Origin of the sequence: Paenibacillus suaedae, assembly GCF_032337355.1 — a bacterium.
GTDB lineage: Bacteria > Bacillota > Bacilli > Paenibacillales > Paenibacillaceae > Paenibacillus_B > Paenibacillus_B suaedae.
Genome location: NZ_JAVYAA010000001.1, coordinates 256,894 through 273,472 on the forward strand (window position 1 = coordinate 256,894; position 16,579 = coordinate 273,472).

The following is a 16,579-nucleotide window of genomic DNA, read 5'->3' on the forward strand; positions in this document are numbered from 1 at the left end:
ACAAATGAATAATTATAAATTCTTAAAGAGAACGTGTTGATTGCTGTCGATCCTATGCAATGTATGTCGATCACTTTTAAATAGAAAGGTTGCTTCGTATGAAACTGAACGGATTACCTCCCAAGCAAGGCTTATATGATCCACGATTTGAAAAAGATGCATGCGGAATGGGCTTCGTCGCTCATATTAAAGGGCAGAAGTCCCATGATATCGTACGTCAAGCGCTGCAGATGCTGGTGAATATGGAGCATCGCGGCGGTCAAGGAAGCGAACCGAATACAGGCGATGGAGCAGGAATTATGCTGCAAATTCCGCATCGCTTCTTTGCTCGCGAGTTGGAGCAGCAAGGAATTACACTTCCGGAATCAGGTCAATACGGTGTAGGTATGCTGTTCCTGACTCAGAATGAGCAAGCGCGGGAAGAGCATGAAGCGCGTCTTCGTCGCATCGTTGAGGAAGAAGGGCATCAATTAATCGGGTTCCGTATTGTGCCAACGAACGGGGAAGGTCTTGGCCAATCCGCACGGGCGGTTCAGCCTTATGTTCGTCAAGTGTTTATCGCACGGAATGCGGATAGCGACAGTGAGCTGGCCTTTGAACGCAAGCTGTACATGATTCGCAAGCGGATGGAGCGGGAAATTCGCTATACCGGGGAAGAGGAAGCGAGCACGTTCTATATTTCGAGCATGTCTTGCCGGAAAATTGTATATAAAGGAATGCTGACCACGGAGCAAGTTGGGCAGTTCTATCTCGATCTGCAGCATGATTTGCTCGAATCTGCGATTGCACTTATTCATTCACGCTTCAGCACGAACACGTTCCCGAGTTGGGAGCGTGCCCATCCGTATCGCTATATGATTCATAATGGTGAAATCAACACGCTTCGCGGCAATGTGAACTGGATGCATGCGCGTCAGACATTGTTCGCATCAGGCGCCTTCGGCGCTGATCTGGAGAAGGTGAAGCCAGTCATTAATGACGATGGTTCAGATACGGGTATGTTCGACAATACATTTGAATTTCTGTATTTGGCGGGACGTCCGCTATCGCATGTTGCGATGATGATGGTGCCTGAGCCATGGAACAATCATGACAGCATGGATCCGGCGAAGAAGGCCTTCTACGAGTATCACAGCTGTCTGATGGAGCCTTGGGATGGCCCTGCGGCAATGGCGTTTACAGACGGCGTGCAAATTGTAGCCACCTTGGATCGCAATGGATTGCGCCCATCTCGTTACTATGTGACGAAGGACGATATGATTGTGCTTAGCTCGGAAGCGGGCGTGCTGGATATTGCGCCAGAGCAGATTGCCTACAAGGATCGCCTTCGTCCTGGGCGCATGCTCGTTGTAGATACCGAGCAAGGCTGCATCATTTCCGATGAAGAAGTGAAGGCGCAGATTGCGGCGGAGAATCCGTACCAAGCTTGGCTGGAGGAGCATCTGGTCAGTCTTGAGGACTTGCCGGACGCGCCGGAAGTGCCTGAGCCGAAGCATGAGAATGTGCAGCAGCGCCAGCAGGCATTCGGTTACACCTATGAGGAACTGCGCAAGATTATCGAGCCGATGGCGGCTACTGGTGTAGAGCCGCTTGGATCGATGGGATATGATGCACCGCTTGCGATATTATCTGAACGTCCGCAGCGGCTGTACAATTACTTTAAGCAATTGTTTGCACAGGTGACGAACCCGCCTATCGATGCCATTCGCGAGGAGATTGTCACAGCGACGGGCACGACGATCGGGCCTGAGCGGAATCTGTTGCTTCCAGAGCCGGAGAGCTGCCGCCAGATTAAGCTCGATTCTCCCGTGCTCTCCAATGAAGAATTTGCGAAGCTTCGCCATATTCGCAGACCAGGCTTCAAGTCGATCACCATTCCGATCTTATTCACAGCATCAGAAGGAGCGGCGGGGCTTGAAGCGGCTTTGAAGACGATGTGCGAGGCAGCTGATCGGGTTATCGGCAAGGGACATAATTTAATCATTCTGTCTGATCGTGGCGTGGAGGAGGAACAAGCTGCTATTCCAGCGCTTCTTGCAGTATCCAGCCTTCATCACCATCTCATTCGCCAAGGGACGCGTACGAAGGTAAGCCTATTGCTCGAATCGGGCGAGCCGCGCGAGGTACACCACTATGCTCTGCTGCTTGGCTATGGCGTCAGTGTGGTGAACCCTTACTTGGTGTTCGAGACGCTGGATGATATGATTCGCCAAGGCATCCTGCACGGCATTACGCATGAGAAGGCAGTTAAGAATTATATGAAGGCCGCGACGAAGGGCGTCGTGAAGATCTTGTCCAAGATGGGAATCTCGACGGTACAGTCTTATCGCGGCGCACAAATTTTTGAAGCAATTGGATTGAAGCAGGACTTTGTCGATCAATACTTTACTTGGACGCCATCCCGAATCGGCGGCATTGGCTTGGAGGAAGTAGCGCAGGAGGCGTTGTCTCATCACTATCGTGCTTTCGCCTCACAGCCGGGAAGAGATACGGAATTGGATTCCGGGGGCGAGTATCAGTGGCGCAAGGACGGGGAGGAGCATCTGTTCAACCCGCAAACCATTCATACCTTGCAGCAAGCTGTACGTACGAACGATTACCGTCTGTTCAAGAAGTATTCGAAGCTGGTGCGAGGAGAGTACAACAGCAGCCGAACCCTTCGTTCGTTGTTCACCTTGAAGCCAATTGGCCCAGCGATTCCGTTAGATGAAGTGGAATCCGTCGAATCGATCGTGAAGCGGTTCAAGACGGGAGCAATGTCGTTCGGCTCGATCTCGAAGGAAGCGCACGAGAGCTTGGCTATCGCTATGAACCGAATCGGAGGCAAGTCGAACTCCGGTGAAGGCGGGGAGAATCCAGCCCGTTATGTAAAAGATGCGAATGGCGATTCTCGAAGAAGCGCGATCAAGCAGGTGGCATCTGGACGCTTCGGTGTGACATCTCATTATCTCGTCAACGCAGATGAGATCCAGATTAAGATGGCGCAGGGAGCTAAGCCGGGAGAAGGCGGGCAGCTGCCAGGCCGCAAGGTATATCCATGGGTTGCGGAAGTGCGCGGCTCGACACCAGGAGTAGGCTTGATTTCTCCGCCGCCGCACCATGACATTTACTCGATCGAGGATTTGGCTGAGCTGATCTATGATTTGAAGAATGCCAATCCGCGGGCGCGCATCAATGTGAAGCTCGTCTCGGAAGTCGGTGTTGGAACGATTGCTGCCGGAGTAGCCAAGGGGCGTGCAGATGTAATTCTCGTCAGCGGCTATGACGGTGGCACTGGCGCTTCACCGCAGGGCTCGATCCGCCACGCAGGCTTGCCGTGGGAGCTTGGATTGGCGGAGACGCATCAGACCTTGATCCTGAACAACTTGCGCGATCGTATTGTATTGGAAACGGACGGGAAGATGATGACAGGACGCGACCTTGCTATCGCTGCATTGCTGGGAGCTGAGGAATATGGCTTCTCCACAGCACCGCTTGTTGCGGTCGGCTGTATTATGATGCGAGTATGCCAGCTGGACACATGCCCTGTCGGAGTAGCTACGCAAAATCCAGAGCTGCGCAAGAACTTTACAGGTGATCCGCAGCATGTCGTGAACTTCATGCTCTTCATTGCAGAGGAGCTTCGCGAATGGATGGCAGAGCTTGGATTCCGTACGCTGGATGAGATGATTGGGCGTACAGAATGCTTGGATATGAAGGATGCGCTGGATCATTGGAAGGCGAAGCATCTCGACTTGTCCTCGGTGCTGTATCAGCCTGAGATGCCAGAAGGTGCCTCGCGCATTCAAGTACGCGAACAGAACCATGGCTTGGAAGAGACGCTCGATATGACAAGGCTCGTTCCCGAAGCGCAGTCTGCGCTGGAATCAGGAATGCCAGTGGAAGAGACATTCCCGATATGCAATGTGAATCGTGCGACGGGCACAATATTGGGCAGCGAGGTAACGAGAAGATACGGCGCGGCAGGACTGCCTGAGGATACGATCCGTTACTCGTTTATCGGGTCTGCTGGACAGAGCTTCGGCGCATTTGTTCCACGCGGCATGACGTTGACGGTTGAAGGCGACAGCAACGACTATGTCGGCAAGGGGTTATCGGGCGGTAAAATTATCGTGAAGCCGTCTCCGCAGGCTACTTTTGCAGCAGAGGACAATGTCATTATCGGCAATACGGCATTCTACGGGGCTACAAGCGGTGAAGCCTACATTCGCGGAATCGCTGGCGAACGCTTCGCGGTTCGCAATTCAGGTGTACATGTGGTCGTCGAAGGCGTAGGCGATCATGGCTGTGAATATATGACTGGCGGACGTGTCGTCGTGCTCGGCAAGACGGGGCGCAACTTCGCGGCAGGGATGTCCGGGGGGATCGCATATGTATGGGATGAGGATCGTACATTCGTGAACCGCTGCAATCTAGAAATGGTGCTGCTGGAGCCGCTTGAAGGAGCGGAAGAAGAGCAGCAGGTGCGAGGCATGATTGAGCGTCATGTGCAAGCAACGGGCAGCACCATTGGGGAACGAATCTTGCAGCAATGGGACAATGGAGCAAGCGAGCAATTCGTCCGTGTCATTCCGAAGGATTATAAGCGCATGATGGAGCAAATTGCGAAGGTAGAGGCGCAGGGGATGACCGGAGAAGCGGCGCTGCTTGCCGCATTTGAAGCGAATATGCGCGATTTATCACGTGCTAGCGGAAACTAAATTATGGTATGATAGCTATGGCCTGCAGTTCGGAACTATCCGGGCGCAGGCCATCGCTTTTTTCAACCTACTTCTACTAGAAATCGTTGGTGATACCATGAAGTTTTCGCCGATGGGGGCGTTCCGCAATTATACGCGGGAGATGAACGTATTTATCTGGGCAAGCATGATTAATTCAACAGGCGGTGCTCTCATGTGGCCGCTCACGACGTTGTTTGTTCACATGCAATTAAATCGCTCCTTGGCTGATGCCGGATTCGTCATTCTGATACAAATGCTCGGCGGCGTATTTGGACAGTTCCTTGGAGGGGGATTGTATTATCGGGTAGGAGTGCGACGCCTGCTTGTATGGGCACTGGCGATTACCTCTGTGCTGCAATTCTCGCTCGTGTTCACGGCATATGCCAGCTGGTGGGGATATATCATTACGATGGGGGCGATTGGCCTAGCCAATTCCGTATCGATGCCGGCGATTCAATCTTTTATTGGCTTTCGCTGGTCTGACCGTCGGGACGAATTATTCAATGTGATCTATGTGGCGAACAACATCGGGGTCGCGCTGGGAACAGCATTGAGCGGTGTGCTCGCAGACATTTCGTTTAATTTAACCTTCATGCTGAACGGAGTCACCTCAGCCGGGTTTGCCTTCTTCTTCTATCGCTTCCTGCAAGGCATGCAGGAAGAGGGAGCCGTGCAAGAGAATAGTTTGACAAATAACGGACAAGCTCTTGAGAGTCAAGGTACTGGAGTGGCAGTAAATTCTGGCGATAGACAACAGCCCTCAGCTGGAGTGCTGCCGGAACAGACACTATGGAATAAGCTAGCCGCTTATCGCATATATTTGTTCATGTCCTTAGGGGCCATGTTCATATGGCTGGCGAATTCCTTGTGGGGAAGCGGGATTGCCCCGCATATTGCAGATCAGGGTATGGTCCTCTCAATGTACAGTCTGCTGTGGACATTGAACGGCGTACTTATCTTTGCAGCTCAGCCGATTACAACATGGATGAAGAGAACCGTAGCGAAGCGTGTAACGGATCAGCTGACATGGAGCGGCATTTTTTATGGAGCGGCATATCTCGTCATTTGGATTGTGCCGAACTATGCAGGTTTCGTGCTTGGAATGGCATTGGCAACACTAGGAGAAATGCTTGTATCCCCGGCTGTCCCAGCATTCCTATCCGCTCGGGCTGGTCGTGAGGCCCCATTCTATATGGGGGTTGCAGGTGGAATCAGCTCTATTGGAAGGATGATAGGGCCATATTTGCTGGGCGTTACGTACGATCATAGCGGGCTTGCTGGCGTAGCAGTCATCTCAATCGCGATTGCGGTATTATCGATTATTAGTTTTATCATTCATGCATGGCTTCAACGTCAAGGCAAAGTCCCGGTTCGTCCGCGCTCTTTTCCTTCATCTTCGTAATTTTTGAAGAATACGTATAAAATTCGACAAAAGTAGAACTGAATAGGTACGCTCCTCTCCCCATGATACGACAGTGTACCTGCAGCTTATGGGTTATAATAAAGATTGAAATATGGCAATTTGGAACTAAATAAAGAGCTATAGCAGTGGTCATTACAAGATAAGTGAGGTACGGGTTATGGGAGGAATAGGGGAGAATCATAATCTGAAAAGTCAAAATGAAACAAGTCTAGACAATAAACAGACTAAACTAGATATTTTTGACATTTTGACTCAATTGCAAATTGATCTTGAACGATGGCCCGATGTATACCGTCGACCGGAGGCTATACCTGCAATTGAATAGTATGTAGATGAGCATCCTCCATTTGATCAATGGAGGATGTATTGTTTTCTTATGGTTATTTCTTAATTCTGGAAGTTGGCTGCATGGAACGCTCGGCGCGCACAAATGCGATGAAGCGTCGCGATTCGTCCTCAGACAGCTCACGTCCATCTACCGTAAGACGGAACCTCTTCATCAAGTCTTCATCAGACAACTCCAAAGCGTCTGCAAACTCACGAACCTCATGTGTCAAGGTTGTTGTTGGATTGGAGATGCGTCCCACCAAATAATCTATAGATACTCCAAATAAATCCGCTAATTTGGTCAACGTTTCAAAATCAGGCTTGCGGCGATTTTTTTCATAGTGAGAAAGCGCGGCTCGGGTAATACCCAGCAGCTCAGCGAGTCCCTCTTGTGTCCATCCCTTCTGATCTCGAAGATATGATATGCGATTTCCGGTACTCATGCCAACAATTCCTCCCTTGCTAAGACGATACACCCTTTTTGAAACAATATGTCGCAAAAAAATTATAAATTATACAGAAATGAATTGACACGATACAAAATGTATCTTAATCTAAAAGTAGTTCAAGGTTACAAAATGTATCAAAACTATGACTTTAGAACCTCTTTTTCTATTATAGTGTCCCCCCCATATGATGGTCAATTGAAGATAAATCGATTACGTTTCCTCAAGTAGAGAAGCATTATAATCCATCAAAAAGGAGTGAACGACCATCGAACTTCTAACCTTGCTTGAAGTTATCAACCGTAGAAAATGGTTTCTAATCATCACTACCCTTATTGTAACATTGCTTGCGGCATTGTTCATGCAAGTAACTCAAAAACCGACCTATCGCTCTACAGTAAAGATGATTATGAGTAATAGCGGTTCAGATGCAGAAATGACGATGGAAAGAATGAATTTGAATATATCCTTGATGAACACCTTTAAGGAATTAATTAAGACACCTACTATTCTTGGGGCGGTTATACGTGATAATCCAAGCTGGGGCCTGTCAATCAGTGAACTCGCGGATCGCATATCGGTAAGCACGGTGGAGCAAACCCCAGTAATGTCTATAACCGTTCGAGACGTCTCAGAATCGAGAGTGATTGACATTATGAATGATGTAACAAGCACGCTAAAAAGACAAGTAGCATTCATCTACAAAATGGACAACATTCTCATTCTCGATGACCCGAATCACCAACAGCGCATGATTCCAGAAGTCGAATCCCATGTATTGCGCAACACAGTGATCGTTGGGGCTGCTTGCTTTATTTTACTCATGCTGTTTGTCAGCATGAAAGATATGACGGGAGATGTTGTGCGAAATGAAGCACGACTGAGGGAACTGGAACTTTCACCTCTCGTGTCCATCGAACCTTGCAAAAGAGGAGATATGTTGACGCAAAAGACAGCGAATACCAAATTGGCGGGTGATAAAAAGAATGTTCCGATATCGACGTAAAATTCAGCTATTAGTGCATATGAAGAAGACGTCTAACATTTCCCAAACGTACCGCGCATTGCGAACGAAGTTGAATTATATGCTAGCCAAGCGAAATGATCGAACTCTTTTGGTGACTTCATCCGTGCATGGGGAAGGCAAGACGACGGTAGCTAGCAATTTGGGAATTGCCTTCGCGCTGGAAGGAAAGAAAGTCGTAATCATCGATGCGAATCTGCGCCTGCCAACACTTCACCATGTATTCTCCCTCTCGAAGCGCAGCGGATTAGGCGATTATTTGGAATCTGCGCAATGGTCGGAAGAAATGATACAAGAAAGCTCCATACCTAATTTATTCATACTCCCTGGGAATCCGACGAACAGTGATCCTTCCGAGCTGTTGGGCAGCTCTCAAATGGAATACCTCTTAAGTCATCTTGCAGAACAATTCGATCTGATTCTTATCGATTCGCCCCCCATAACGAAAGTCACGGATGGACTAATATTGTCAGGTTTGTGCGATGCGGTACTGATCGTTGTTAAATCTGGAAAAGTAAAAGCTGCTACGCTCATGAAAGTGAAAGAGGCCATAGAGTGCGTGAGCGGTACGATTATCGGCACTGTACTCAATCAAGTCGAACGGCGCAATTCGTTGAATTCACAGGTAATTGCGATGAAATAGCTGCTCGGGATAGAGACAACTGAACTAATGGAGTGATGGAGTTGAAATTGTGGTGGCTCAAGAAAGGAAGTTTTGCAGTTCTGGATGCAGGATGTATTGCTGTAAGTGTCAGGCTGTCCTATTTGCTTACGATCCATGCTAACGAAGGACAGATTGGAAATTCGTTCGTGCTCGGGTTCAGCGTGCTTACCATCGTCTGCTGTCTGATCGGCTTCCAGGTGTTCAATTTATATGAACAAGTATGGCGTTATGCAGATAGTAGACATGTGTTGTTAATTGCGTCTGCCGTTACGGCTGGCTGTGGTATGTCTTCGATGATATCTATTCTCCTATGGGGAAATGAGGTGCCATGGGGGTTTATGATCATGACCTATGAGACGGTTCTTCTGTCCGTCGGAGGAATCCGAATGCTGCAAAGGTACAGGCAGAGACGTACGGTGAGCCATCAGCGGGTGAAGCGTCACATTCTCATTATCGGAGCGGGTGATTGTGGGTCGCTAGTGGCCAAAAAGATATTGGACAATGAGCATTCAGACTCCCTGCCTGCAGCGTTCATCGACGATGATTCAAATAAGTGGAACAAAAAAATCGTGGGCATTCCGGTCGTTGGTGGCCGTGATTCGATTATGCAAGCTGTACAGCAATATCAGATTCAGGACATTATTATCGCCCTGCCTTCCTTGCCGCGCAAGCAAATTGCCGAATTTATCGATTGCTGTAAGACAACGGGCTGCAATATTTATACGATGCCTAGTCTGGATGACCTGATGCAGGGCAAGCTCACGGTGAACGATATTCGTCATGTAGACGTCGAGGATTTGCTTGGGAGAGAGCCTGTTCGCCTGCATTTGCAAGACAACTGCAATTATATTCGGGGTAGAACGGTTCTTGTTACAGGGGCTGGGGGTTCTATTGGTTCCGAGTTATGTCGTCAGATCGCTGCCCTTAGTCCGCAATTATTGCTCCTGCTTGGTCATGGAGAGAACAGTATTTATGCCATTGAGTCGGAGCTTCGCCGGCTTCATCCTGGGTTGGAAATTATGCCAATCATTGCGGATATTCAAAATAAGCCAAGACTTGAACAACTGTTCCACGAATATGCTCCGAATGTCGTGTTTCATGCGGCGGCGCATAAGCATGTCCCGCTCATGGAGCTGAACCCTTCCGAGGCTATTCGAAATAATGTGCACGGAACGAGGAATGTAGCGGAATGTGCCCATCGATTTGGCAGTGAGCGTTTCGTCCTTATTTCTTCAGATAAGGCTGTGCATCCTTCGAGTGTCATGGGGGCAACGAAGCGAATGGCTGAGATGGTCATCCAGCATCTGAACGAGCGCAGCAGTACGAACTTTACTTCGGTTCGGTTCGGCAATGTGCTTGGCAGCCGCGGAAGCGTAATTCCGCGCTTCAAGGAGCAGATCCAGCAGGGCGGGCCCATCACGATCACACACCCGGATATGACGCGCTTTTTCATGACGATTCCAGAAGCTGTTGCCTTAGTAATTCAAGCTGGAGCCTATGCCGTTGGCGGAGAGGTATTCATCTTGGATATGGGCAAGCCTGTTAAAATTTTGGATTTAGCAACAGATTTAATCCGTTTGTCCGGCTTTGAGCCTTACAAAGATATTGAAATTGAAGTAACGGGAATACGACCTGGGGAAAAGCTGCATGAGGAATTGTCAACGGAGGAGGAGGGATTGCGGAGAACGGAACATCAGCGCATTTTTGTCGGCAATCCACTTCTGATAGAGGAGCGCGCATTTGAGCACTGGAATAAGCAGCTCAATGAGCTTCTTCTTGATAATCCCCTACATTTGAAGCGTTTTTTAATGGAAACTATTTCGAGTTCGGATGAAGGAGTGAAGATGGCACGATGATACGATTCGGGATTGTAGGATGCGGCCATATTGCAGCAAAGCATGTGGAAGCTATTCAGAACGTACAAGGAGCAGTACTGCAAGCGTTGTGCGACTCGGACGCGGAGCGGATGAGACCATGGGCAGAAGACGGGATTGCGGCGTATTTGCAGTACAGGGACATACTGCAGGATCCACGTGTAGATGTGGTCATTATTTGTACGCCGAGCGGGCTGCATGCGGATATGGCCGTTCAAGCGGCTCAGGCTGGCAAGCATGTTGTCGTGGAGAAGCCGCTCGCCTTGACGCTTCTTGATGCAGAGCGGGTGATAGCAGCATGCAGCAAGCATAAGGTGAAGCTGGCAGTCGTACATCCGAACCGCTATCGTCCGGCAATTGTGCAATTGAAGAAAATGCTGGATGAGGGGAGATTCGGCAAGCTGAGCCATGCGAGCGTCAAGCTTCGCTGGAATCGGAACCAGGACTATTACAATCAATCTCCTTGGCGGGGAACGAGAGCGATGGATGGCGGTGTCCTGATGAATCAAGGCATCCATTCAATGGATTTGCTAGCTTGGCTGATGGGGCCGGCAGTTAAAGTGCGAGCCATGTCGGCAACGCGGCTGAGAAATATCGAAATGGAGGACGTGGCATTGGCTGTTATGCAATTTGCCGATGGCGCACTTGGCTCGGTAGAAGTTGCTTCGACCGTCTATCCGAACAACTTAGAGGAAGAGATTGCATTGTTCGGCGAACATGGTTCAGCGGTGATTGGCGGTCCAACCGCGCACTGGATTAAATATTGGAACTTTGCATCCCTTGATAAGCAAGAAGCGTTGGCATTTGTTGAGCATACGCATTTAAATCCTTTTGGCGAACCCGGACATACCCATATGATTCGGGATATGGTCGAAGCGATTCGCGATGATCGTGATCCGCATGTATCAGGCGAAGATGGCAAGAGAGCGCTGCAGATGGTGTTGGACATCTACGATGCAAGCGTGAATCAACGGAGCAGCGAAGAGCAGCTCATTTCCCTGTAATCGGAATGAATGGACTAATAGGTGAAGGTGGAGATTCGGTTGTCTAATATTCTCGTGCAAACAAAACGCAGCATCCCTCTTATTGATTTGCAAGCTTCCTATGCGTCGATTTCAGAAGAGCTGCTGCGGGCTGCAGAAGAAGTACTATCTAGCGGCCATTATATTAACGGCCCGCAAGTTCAAGCGTTCGAAGAAGAGTTGGCGCAATATTTGAATGTTCCGTATGCCGTTGGAGTAGCGAATGGAACAGATGCGCTCATGCTGACCTTAGATGCGCTCGGCGTCGGTCCTGGAGATGAGGTAATTACCTCTCCCTTTACCTTCTTTGCCAGTGCGGAAGTGATCTCGCGCGTTGGGGCAACTCCTGTGTTTGTTGATGTGAATCCAGAAACGTATTTGATTGATACAAATTGTATCGATAAAGCGATAACGCCGCGCACGAAAGCAATTATTCCGGTACATATTTTCGGACAGATGGCAGATATGGATGCCGTGAATGACATTGCCATGAGGCATGGGCTTCATGTTGTGGAAGATGCTTGTCAGGCGCTGGGCGCAGATTATAACGGGAAGCAGGCAGGAAGCCTTGGCACTGCGGGATGCTTTTCGTTCTTCCCTACCAAAAATTTAGGGGGATTCGGAGATGGCGGCATCGTCGTTACGCACGACGCAGAACTTGCCCGCACCATTCGCATGCTGCGTGTTCATGGTTCGAATCCGAAATATTATCATGCCAGAGTAGGCTATAACAGCCGGCTGGATGAGCTTCAAGCGAGCTTGCTCCGTGTCAAATTGCGCAGATTGAATGAATGGACAGACGTGCGCCGGCAGAAGGTGAAGCAGTACGAAGAAGGGCTGTCACAATTGCCTATTACGCTTCCAACAGAGCTGGATTACGGAAAGCATGCTTATCATTTGTACATTATTGAGACTGATCAGCGTGAACAGTTAATGGCGCATCTCAAGGAGCAGGGAATTGATTCCGGTGTATATTATCCGGTTCCGCTGCATCTTCAAGAGGTATATCGCCCGCTTGAATATAGCGAAGGCGACCTGCCGCATGCAGAGCAGGCCTCCGCCCGCTGTATGGCGCTGCCGTTGTTCCCAGAACTGACTCAGCAGGATCAGCAATATATTATAGACGCCGTGACACAGTTTTTTAAAGGACGTGATAAATAGATGAGTGTAGTTGCCAGCTCTTTAACGATCAGTGCGGCCGATGTGCTAATGGAAAAGCTGCTTGATAAGTCAGCTGTGATCGGCGTAGTAGGCTTGGGATACGTGGGACTGCCGTTGGCGGTGGAGAAGGCGAAATCCGGCTTCCAAGTCATCGGTTTCGACGTACAGGACACGAAGGTGAGCCTGATTAATCAAGGAATTAACTATATCGGCGATGTCGTCGACGAAGAATTGAGCATGATGGTGCAGGCGAATAAATTAATGGCAACTACAGATTTTGTGTTCATAAATGAAGTGGATGTCGTAACGATCTGCGTGCCGACTCCGTTAGACAGCTATCATCAACCGGATACGAGCTATGTCAAGCAATCAACAGAGGAAATTGCCAAGCACTTGCGTCCCGGAATGCTAGTGATCTTGGAAAGTACGACGTATCCCGGGACGACGGATGAGTTGGTGAAGCCTATTCTAGAAACTTCGGGCCTTACCTGTGGCGTTGACTTTTTCCTGGCGTATTCTCCTGAACGCGTAGATCCAGGCAACAAAAGCTATAACACAAAAAATACACCAAAAGTAGTTGGCGGTATAACATCGTCATGCACCCGAGTGGCTGCTCAGCTCTATCGGTCCGTTTTGGAGGGAGATGTGGTTGAAGTAAGTTCTCCCGCAGTTGCGGAGATGGAGAAGGTGTTCGAGAACACGTTCCGCAACATCAATATCGCCCTTGTAAATGAGCTGACCCTTCTGTGCAATCGAATGGGGATTAACATTTGGGAAGTCATTGATGCCGCGAAGACGAAGCCGTATGGGTTTATGGCGTTCTATCCAGGGCCTGGCCTCGGCGGGCACTGCATTCCGATCGATCCGTTCTATTTAAGCTGGAAGGCTCGTGAATACAATTGCCATATGCGGCTCATTGAAACGGCCGGTGAAATCAACCGAACAATGCCGGAATATGTAGTGACTCGTATTGGTTCGATCCTGAATGAAGAAGGGAAAACAATAAAAAATTCGCGCATCGTCCTGCTCGGCATGGCTTACAAAAAGGATGTGGACGATTGGCGGGAATCTCCCGTGCTTACCATTATGGATGCCTTGAAGTCGAAGGGGGCAGATGTCGTATTTAGCGATCCGCATGTCGTTCACTGCATCCATCGTGGACAGTGTATGGAAGCGTCAGAATTAACGGGAGAGCTACTGGGAGGAGCGGATATTACGGTCATTACAACCGATCATTCCGCTTTCGATTATCAGTTCATCTGTGAACACTCCCAAGTTGTATACGATACGCGCAATGCGGTTAAGGGCGAGTATGGTTCAGCCAAATATTATCGACTTTAATCACCATCGGCGTGCCAGCACAATTCGGATTGATCACCTTCTGATGAGTCTCCTTCACACCCTTTTTTCCTTTGAAATGTTATTTGTGATCTTTCTGTTCGCAGGTGTATTCAAATCCGATCCAAGATTCAGTTGGATACCGATGGACATCACGATGCTGACGTTGGGACTCGGTGTGCTGGTATCGATTTTTGTACTGATGAAGAGGAAATTCATCGTTCTATGGGACAGCTACATGGTGACAGCCATTTATCTTCTGCTCGCAGCCTATGCGATGCTGTCGCTAATCTGGTCCCCAAGCCAGATCTATGCCACTGATAAAGTGTCCAAGATGCTTACACTCGTGTTGTGGTCAATCATCGGCAGCTCATGGATCATTGCTTCGGAACCGAAGCGGGTACAGCGATTCATAATGGCGCTCGGCATATTCTCCTTATGGATTGCAGGGGAAGGGATCCTCACCTACGCAGCGTCCGGGGGGAAGGGATTTGTCAACGTTATGGGTGGCACGTATTTAGGAGCAGGCCAAATTTCGAGCTTAGGTGCAATTGTATTCATGTGGCAGCTTCTGTTCGGACAGAGAGAAGCCCTGTATAAATTGTTCTCATTGTTCTCATTCGGTATTTGTATGTTTCACTTATTTGTTGGCGGGGGTAGAGGTCCTCTGCTAGCAACATTTCTGTCCTTGCTCTTGCCGATGCTGTATTCGATTCGATTGGAGCACAATCGGATGTACGTAAGGCGTTACAGCTTATTGTTGCTTGCCATGATAGCGGGGGCGATCTCTACAGCGGTAATATGGTCTGCATCTCCGAATCCACCACAGACATTGCTCCGGCTATCTCTGCTGATGCCGGGAAGTGATGGAATTGGGGGTTCGGCCTCCGCAAGGGTGTCGTATGCAGGCGAAGCGGGAGATTACTGGCTGAGATCCCCATTGCGGGGCAATGGGATTGGATCATGGCCTGTGCTGTCTCAGATGGACGATTTCCGCGATTATCCGCATAATCTGTTCATCGAAGTGATGGTAGAACTCGGTGGTATTGGCTTGCTGCTCTTAGCTTTATTGATTGGTATTACGATTCGATATGCGATATTGATCTTGAAATCTGCTCAATCCGAGCGCTGGATCGTGCTGGTCATGATATTTATAGCCATGCTGTTCAATGTAACGGTCAGTGGCGATATTCCCGACAATCGAGCGTTCTTTGCCGTAATCGGCCTGCTTCCAGTCATAACTAAAGCAGGATTATTAGCAGCGCGAGAGGAGGAGCATTCTATTGCACACCGTTAAATATGGCAGCAGCGGATTGATGGAGGATCAACATGAGCGTAATCATTTGTTCACGGTATGCATGCTTAGTACGGCCCACGATGCCAACGATTCCCGCATAACGTACAAAGAAGCCGTCTCGCTGGCCAAGGCTGGATATAACACACTGTTCATTGTACCGCACCATGGAGAGGAAGTTATTGAAGGGGTGCGCATTGTCCCTCTGCCGATTCCACGTTCTCGGTCTGAGAGAATGTGGACGACAACATGGCGACTCTATCGGGCGGCGAGGCAAATAGATGCAGACGTATACCATTTTCATGATCCAGAATTGATTCCGATAGGGTTGTGGCTGAAGAAAAAGGGATACAGAGTCATATACGATGTGCATGAAGATGTCCCGCGCCAGATTTTGAGCAAAGGGTGGATTCCGAAGTGGCTAAGAGGCGGCGTATCTCGATTGGTGGAGCGGATAGAGCTCTGGGCTAGTCTTCGCTTCGATGCGATTGTAACGGCAACGACTCATATTGAAGAACGGTTCGCTAGACACCCGAAGTGTTACACCAAGACAGTGTGCAATTATCCAATTCTGGACGAATTCGTACACACTGCCGAGTCACCACAATCCGTACAATCTGTACAATCCGGGGAATTCATTGGCATTTCCCAACATGCAGGTAAGGAGGACGCCGTCTGTTATGTTGGCTCCATCGGGAATATTCGCGGACTTCAGCAGATAGTTGGCGCCATGGAGTTCGGAATACCGGATAAAAAGCTTTTGCTGGCGGGTTCCTTCGCTTCTGCCGAGGAGAAGCATGTTGCTATGGGACGTTCCGGCTGGGCCAAAGTTGATTACCTCGGGCAGTTGAACCGTAAGCAGGTATATGAAACGATGGCTCGTTCGAGAGCAGGGCTCGTTATTTTGCACCCGACGATCAATTACATAGACGCGCTCCCGATCAAGCTGTTCGAATATATGGCGGCAGGCATTCCCGTCATCGCCTCTGACTTCCCGAAGTGGAGGCAGATTATTGAGCAAGCAGGCTGCGGATTTTGCGTCGACCCCTTCGATCTTGAAGGCATATCAGAGCGAATCGATTGGCTCATTACGCATCATGAAGAAGCGGAAGAAATGGGGCGCTGCGGGCAAGAAGCAGTTCAGTCTCTCTATCATTGGAATGTAGAAAAAGAAAAGCTGCTGCATGTTTATGCCGACGTCACGGGTCGCATCAGGAAGGAAGAAGTACAGCAAACTGCCTTTGGCATGATGAATAGGGAACGTGAAAGGAAGGTTGTAAAGTAG

The 16,579-nt window shown here is 49.2% G+C and carries 11 protein-coding genes; 10 read left to right on the forward strand and 1 reads right to left on the reverse strand.

Annotated elements, in window-relative coordinates:
- Window positions 1-98: 98 nt before the first annotated feature.
- Window positions 99-4,700 (forward strand): glutamate synthase large subunit, encoded by a 4,602-nt coding sequence (gene gltB, locus RQP50_RS01175; protein ID WP_315742609.1) that lies wholly within the window; start codon window positions 99-101, stop codon window positions 4,698-4,700.
- A gap of 112 nt (window positions 4,701-4,812) precedes the next feature.
- The gene (locus RQP50_RS01180) at window positions 4,813-6,123 is read left to right on the forward strand and encodes an MFS transporter (RefSeq protein ID WP_315744514.1); all 1,311 of its coding nucleotides are present in this window, start codon (window positions 4,813-4,815) and stop codon (window positions 6,121-6,123) included.
- A gap of 401 nt (window positions 6,124-6,524) precedes the next feature.
- Here the strand turns inward: RQP50_RS01180 and RQP50_RS01185 are convergent, their stop codons facing one another.
- The gene (locus RQP50_RS01185; RefSeq protein ID WP_021254370.1) at window positions 6,525-6,914 is read right to left on the reverse strand and encodes a helix-turn-helix domain-containing protein; all 390 of its coding nucleotides are present in this window, start codon (window positions 6,912-6,914) and stop codon (window positions 6,525-6,527) included.
- Between the two features lie 271 nt (window positions 6,915-7,185).
- On the opposite strand from RQP50_RS01185, the gene RQP50_RS01190 reads away from it, so the two are divergent.
- Genes RQP50_RS01190 through RQP50_RS01225 form a run of 8 tightly spaced genes read left to right on the forward strand, consistent with a single transcriptional unit; the run spans window position 7,186 to window position 16,579 of the window.
- A complete protein-coding gene (locus tag RQP50_RS01190; RefSeq protein ID WP_081676260.1) occupies window positions 7,186-7,923 on the forward strand; it encodes a YveK family protein in 738 nt (245 codons plus the stop codon).
- Entirely contained in the window at window positions 7,904-8,584 is a 681-nt protein-coding gene (locus tag RQP50_RS01195; RefSeq protein WP_021254368.1) for a CpsD/CapB family tyrosine-protein kinase, read from the forward strand. The genes RQP50_RS01190 and RQP50_RS01195 overlap by 20 nt, the downstream gene beginning before the upstream one ends.
- 41 nt (window positions 8,585-8,625) lie before the next feature.
- The gene (locus tag RQP50_RS01200; protein ID WP_315742612.1) at window positions 8,626-10,461 is read left to right on the forward strand and encodes a polysaccharide biosynthesis protein; all 1,836 of its coding nucleotides are present in this window, start codon (window positions 8,626-8,628) and stop codon (window positions 10,459-10,461) included.
- Entirely contained in the window at window positions 10,458-11,483 is a 1,026-nt protein-coding gene (locus RQP50_RS01205; protein ID WP_072727423.1) for a Gfo/Idh/MocA family protein, read from the forward strand. The genes RQP50_RS01200 and RQP50_RS01205 overlap by 4 nt, the downstream gene beginning before the upstream one ends.
- A gap of 39 nt (window positions 11,484-11,522) precedes the next feature.
- Window positions 11,523-12,662, forward strand: coding sequence for a DegT/DnrJ/EryC1/StrS family aminotransferase (locus tag RQP50_RS01210; protein WP_315742615.1), 1,140 nt, complete (start codon window positions 11,523-11,525; stop codon window positions 12,660-12,662).
- Window positions 12,663-12,689: 27 nt separating this feature from the next.
- On the forward strand, window positions 12,690-14,003 hold the full coding sequence (locus RQP50_RS01215; protein WP_072727749.1) for a nucleotide sugar dehydrogenase: 1,314 nt from the start codon (window positions 12,690-12,692) through the stop codon (window positions 14,001-14,003).
- Window positions 13,975-15,297 carry an O-antigen ligase family protein gene (locus tag RQP50_RS01220; RefSeq protein ID WP_139295252.1) on the forward strand — a complete coding sequence of 441 codons (1,323 nt, stop codon included), beginning with the start codon at window positions 13,975-13,977 and terminating at the stop codon, window positions 15,295-15,297. Before RQP50_RS01215 ends, RQP50_RS01220 begins: the two co-directional genes overlap by 29 nt.
- Window positions 15,284-16,579 carry a glycosyltransferase family 4 protein gene (locus RQP50_RS01225; RefSeq protein ID WP_315742618.1) on the forward strand — a complete coding sequence of 432 codons (1,296 nt, stop codon included), beginning with the start codon at window positions 15,284-15,286 and terminating at the stop codon, window positions 16,577-16,579. Before RQP50_RS01220 ends, RQP50_RS01225 begins: the two co-directional genes overlap by 14 nt.

Coding starts and splice junctions, on each gene's coding strand:
- RQP50_RS01195 (WP_021254368.1), top strand. CDS start 7,904: ATGTTCCGATATCGACGTAAAATTCAGCTATTAGTGCATATGAAGAAG.
- RQP50_RS01205 (WP_072727423.1), top strand. CDS start 10,458: ATGATACGATTCGGGATTGTAGGATGCGGCCATATTGCAGCAAAGCAT.
- RQP50_RS01180 (WP_315744514.1), top strand. CDS start 4,813: ATGGGGGCGTTCCGCAATTATACGCGGGAGATGAACGTATTTATCTGG.
- RQP50_RS01220 (WP_139295252.1), top strand. CDS start 13,975: ATGGTTCAGCCAAATATTATCGACTTTAATCACCATCGGCGTGCCAGC.
- gltB (WP_315742609.1), top strand. CDS start 99: ATGAAACTGAACGGATTACCTCCCAAGCAAGGCTTATATGATCCACGA.
- RQP50_RS01185 (WP_021254370.1), bottom strand. CDS start 6,914: ATGAGTACCGGAAATCGCATATCATATCTTCGAGATCAGAAGGGATGG.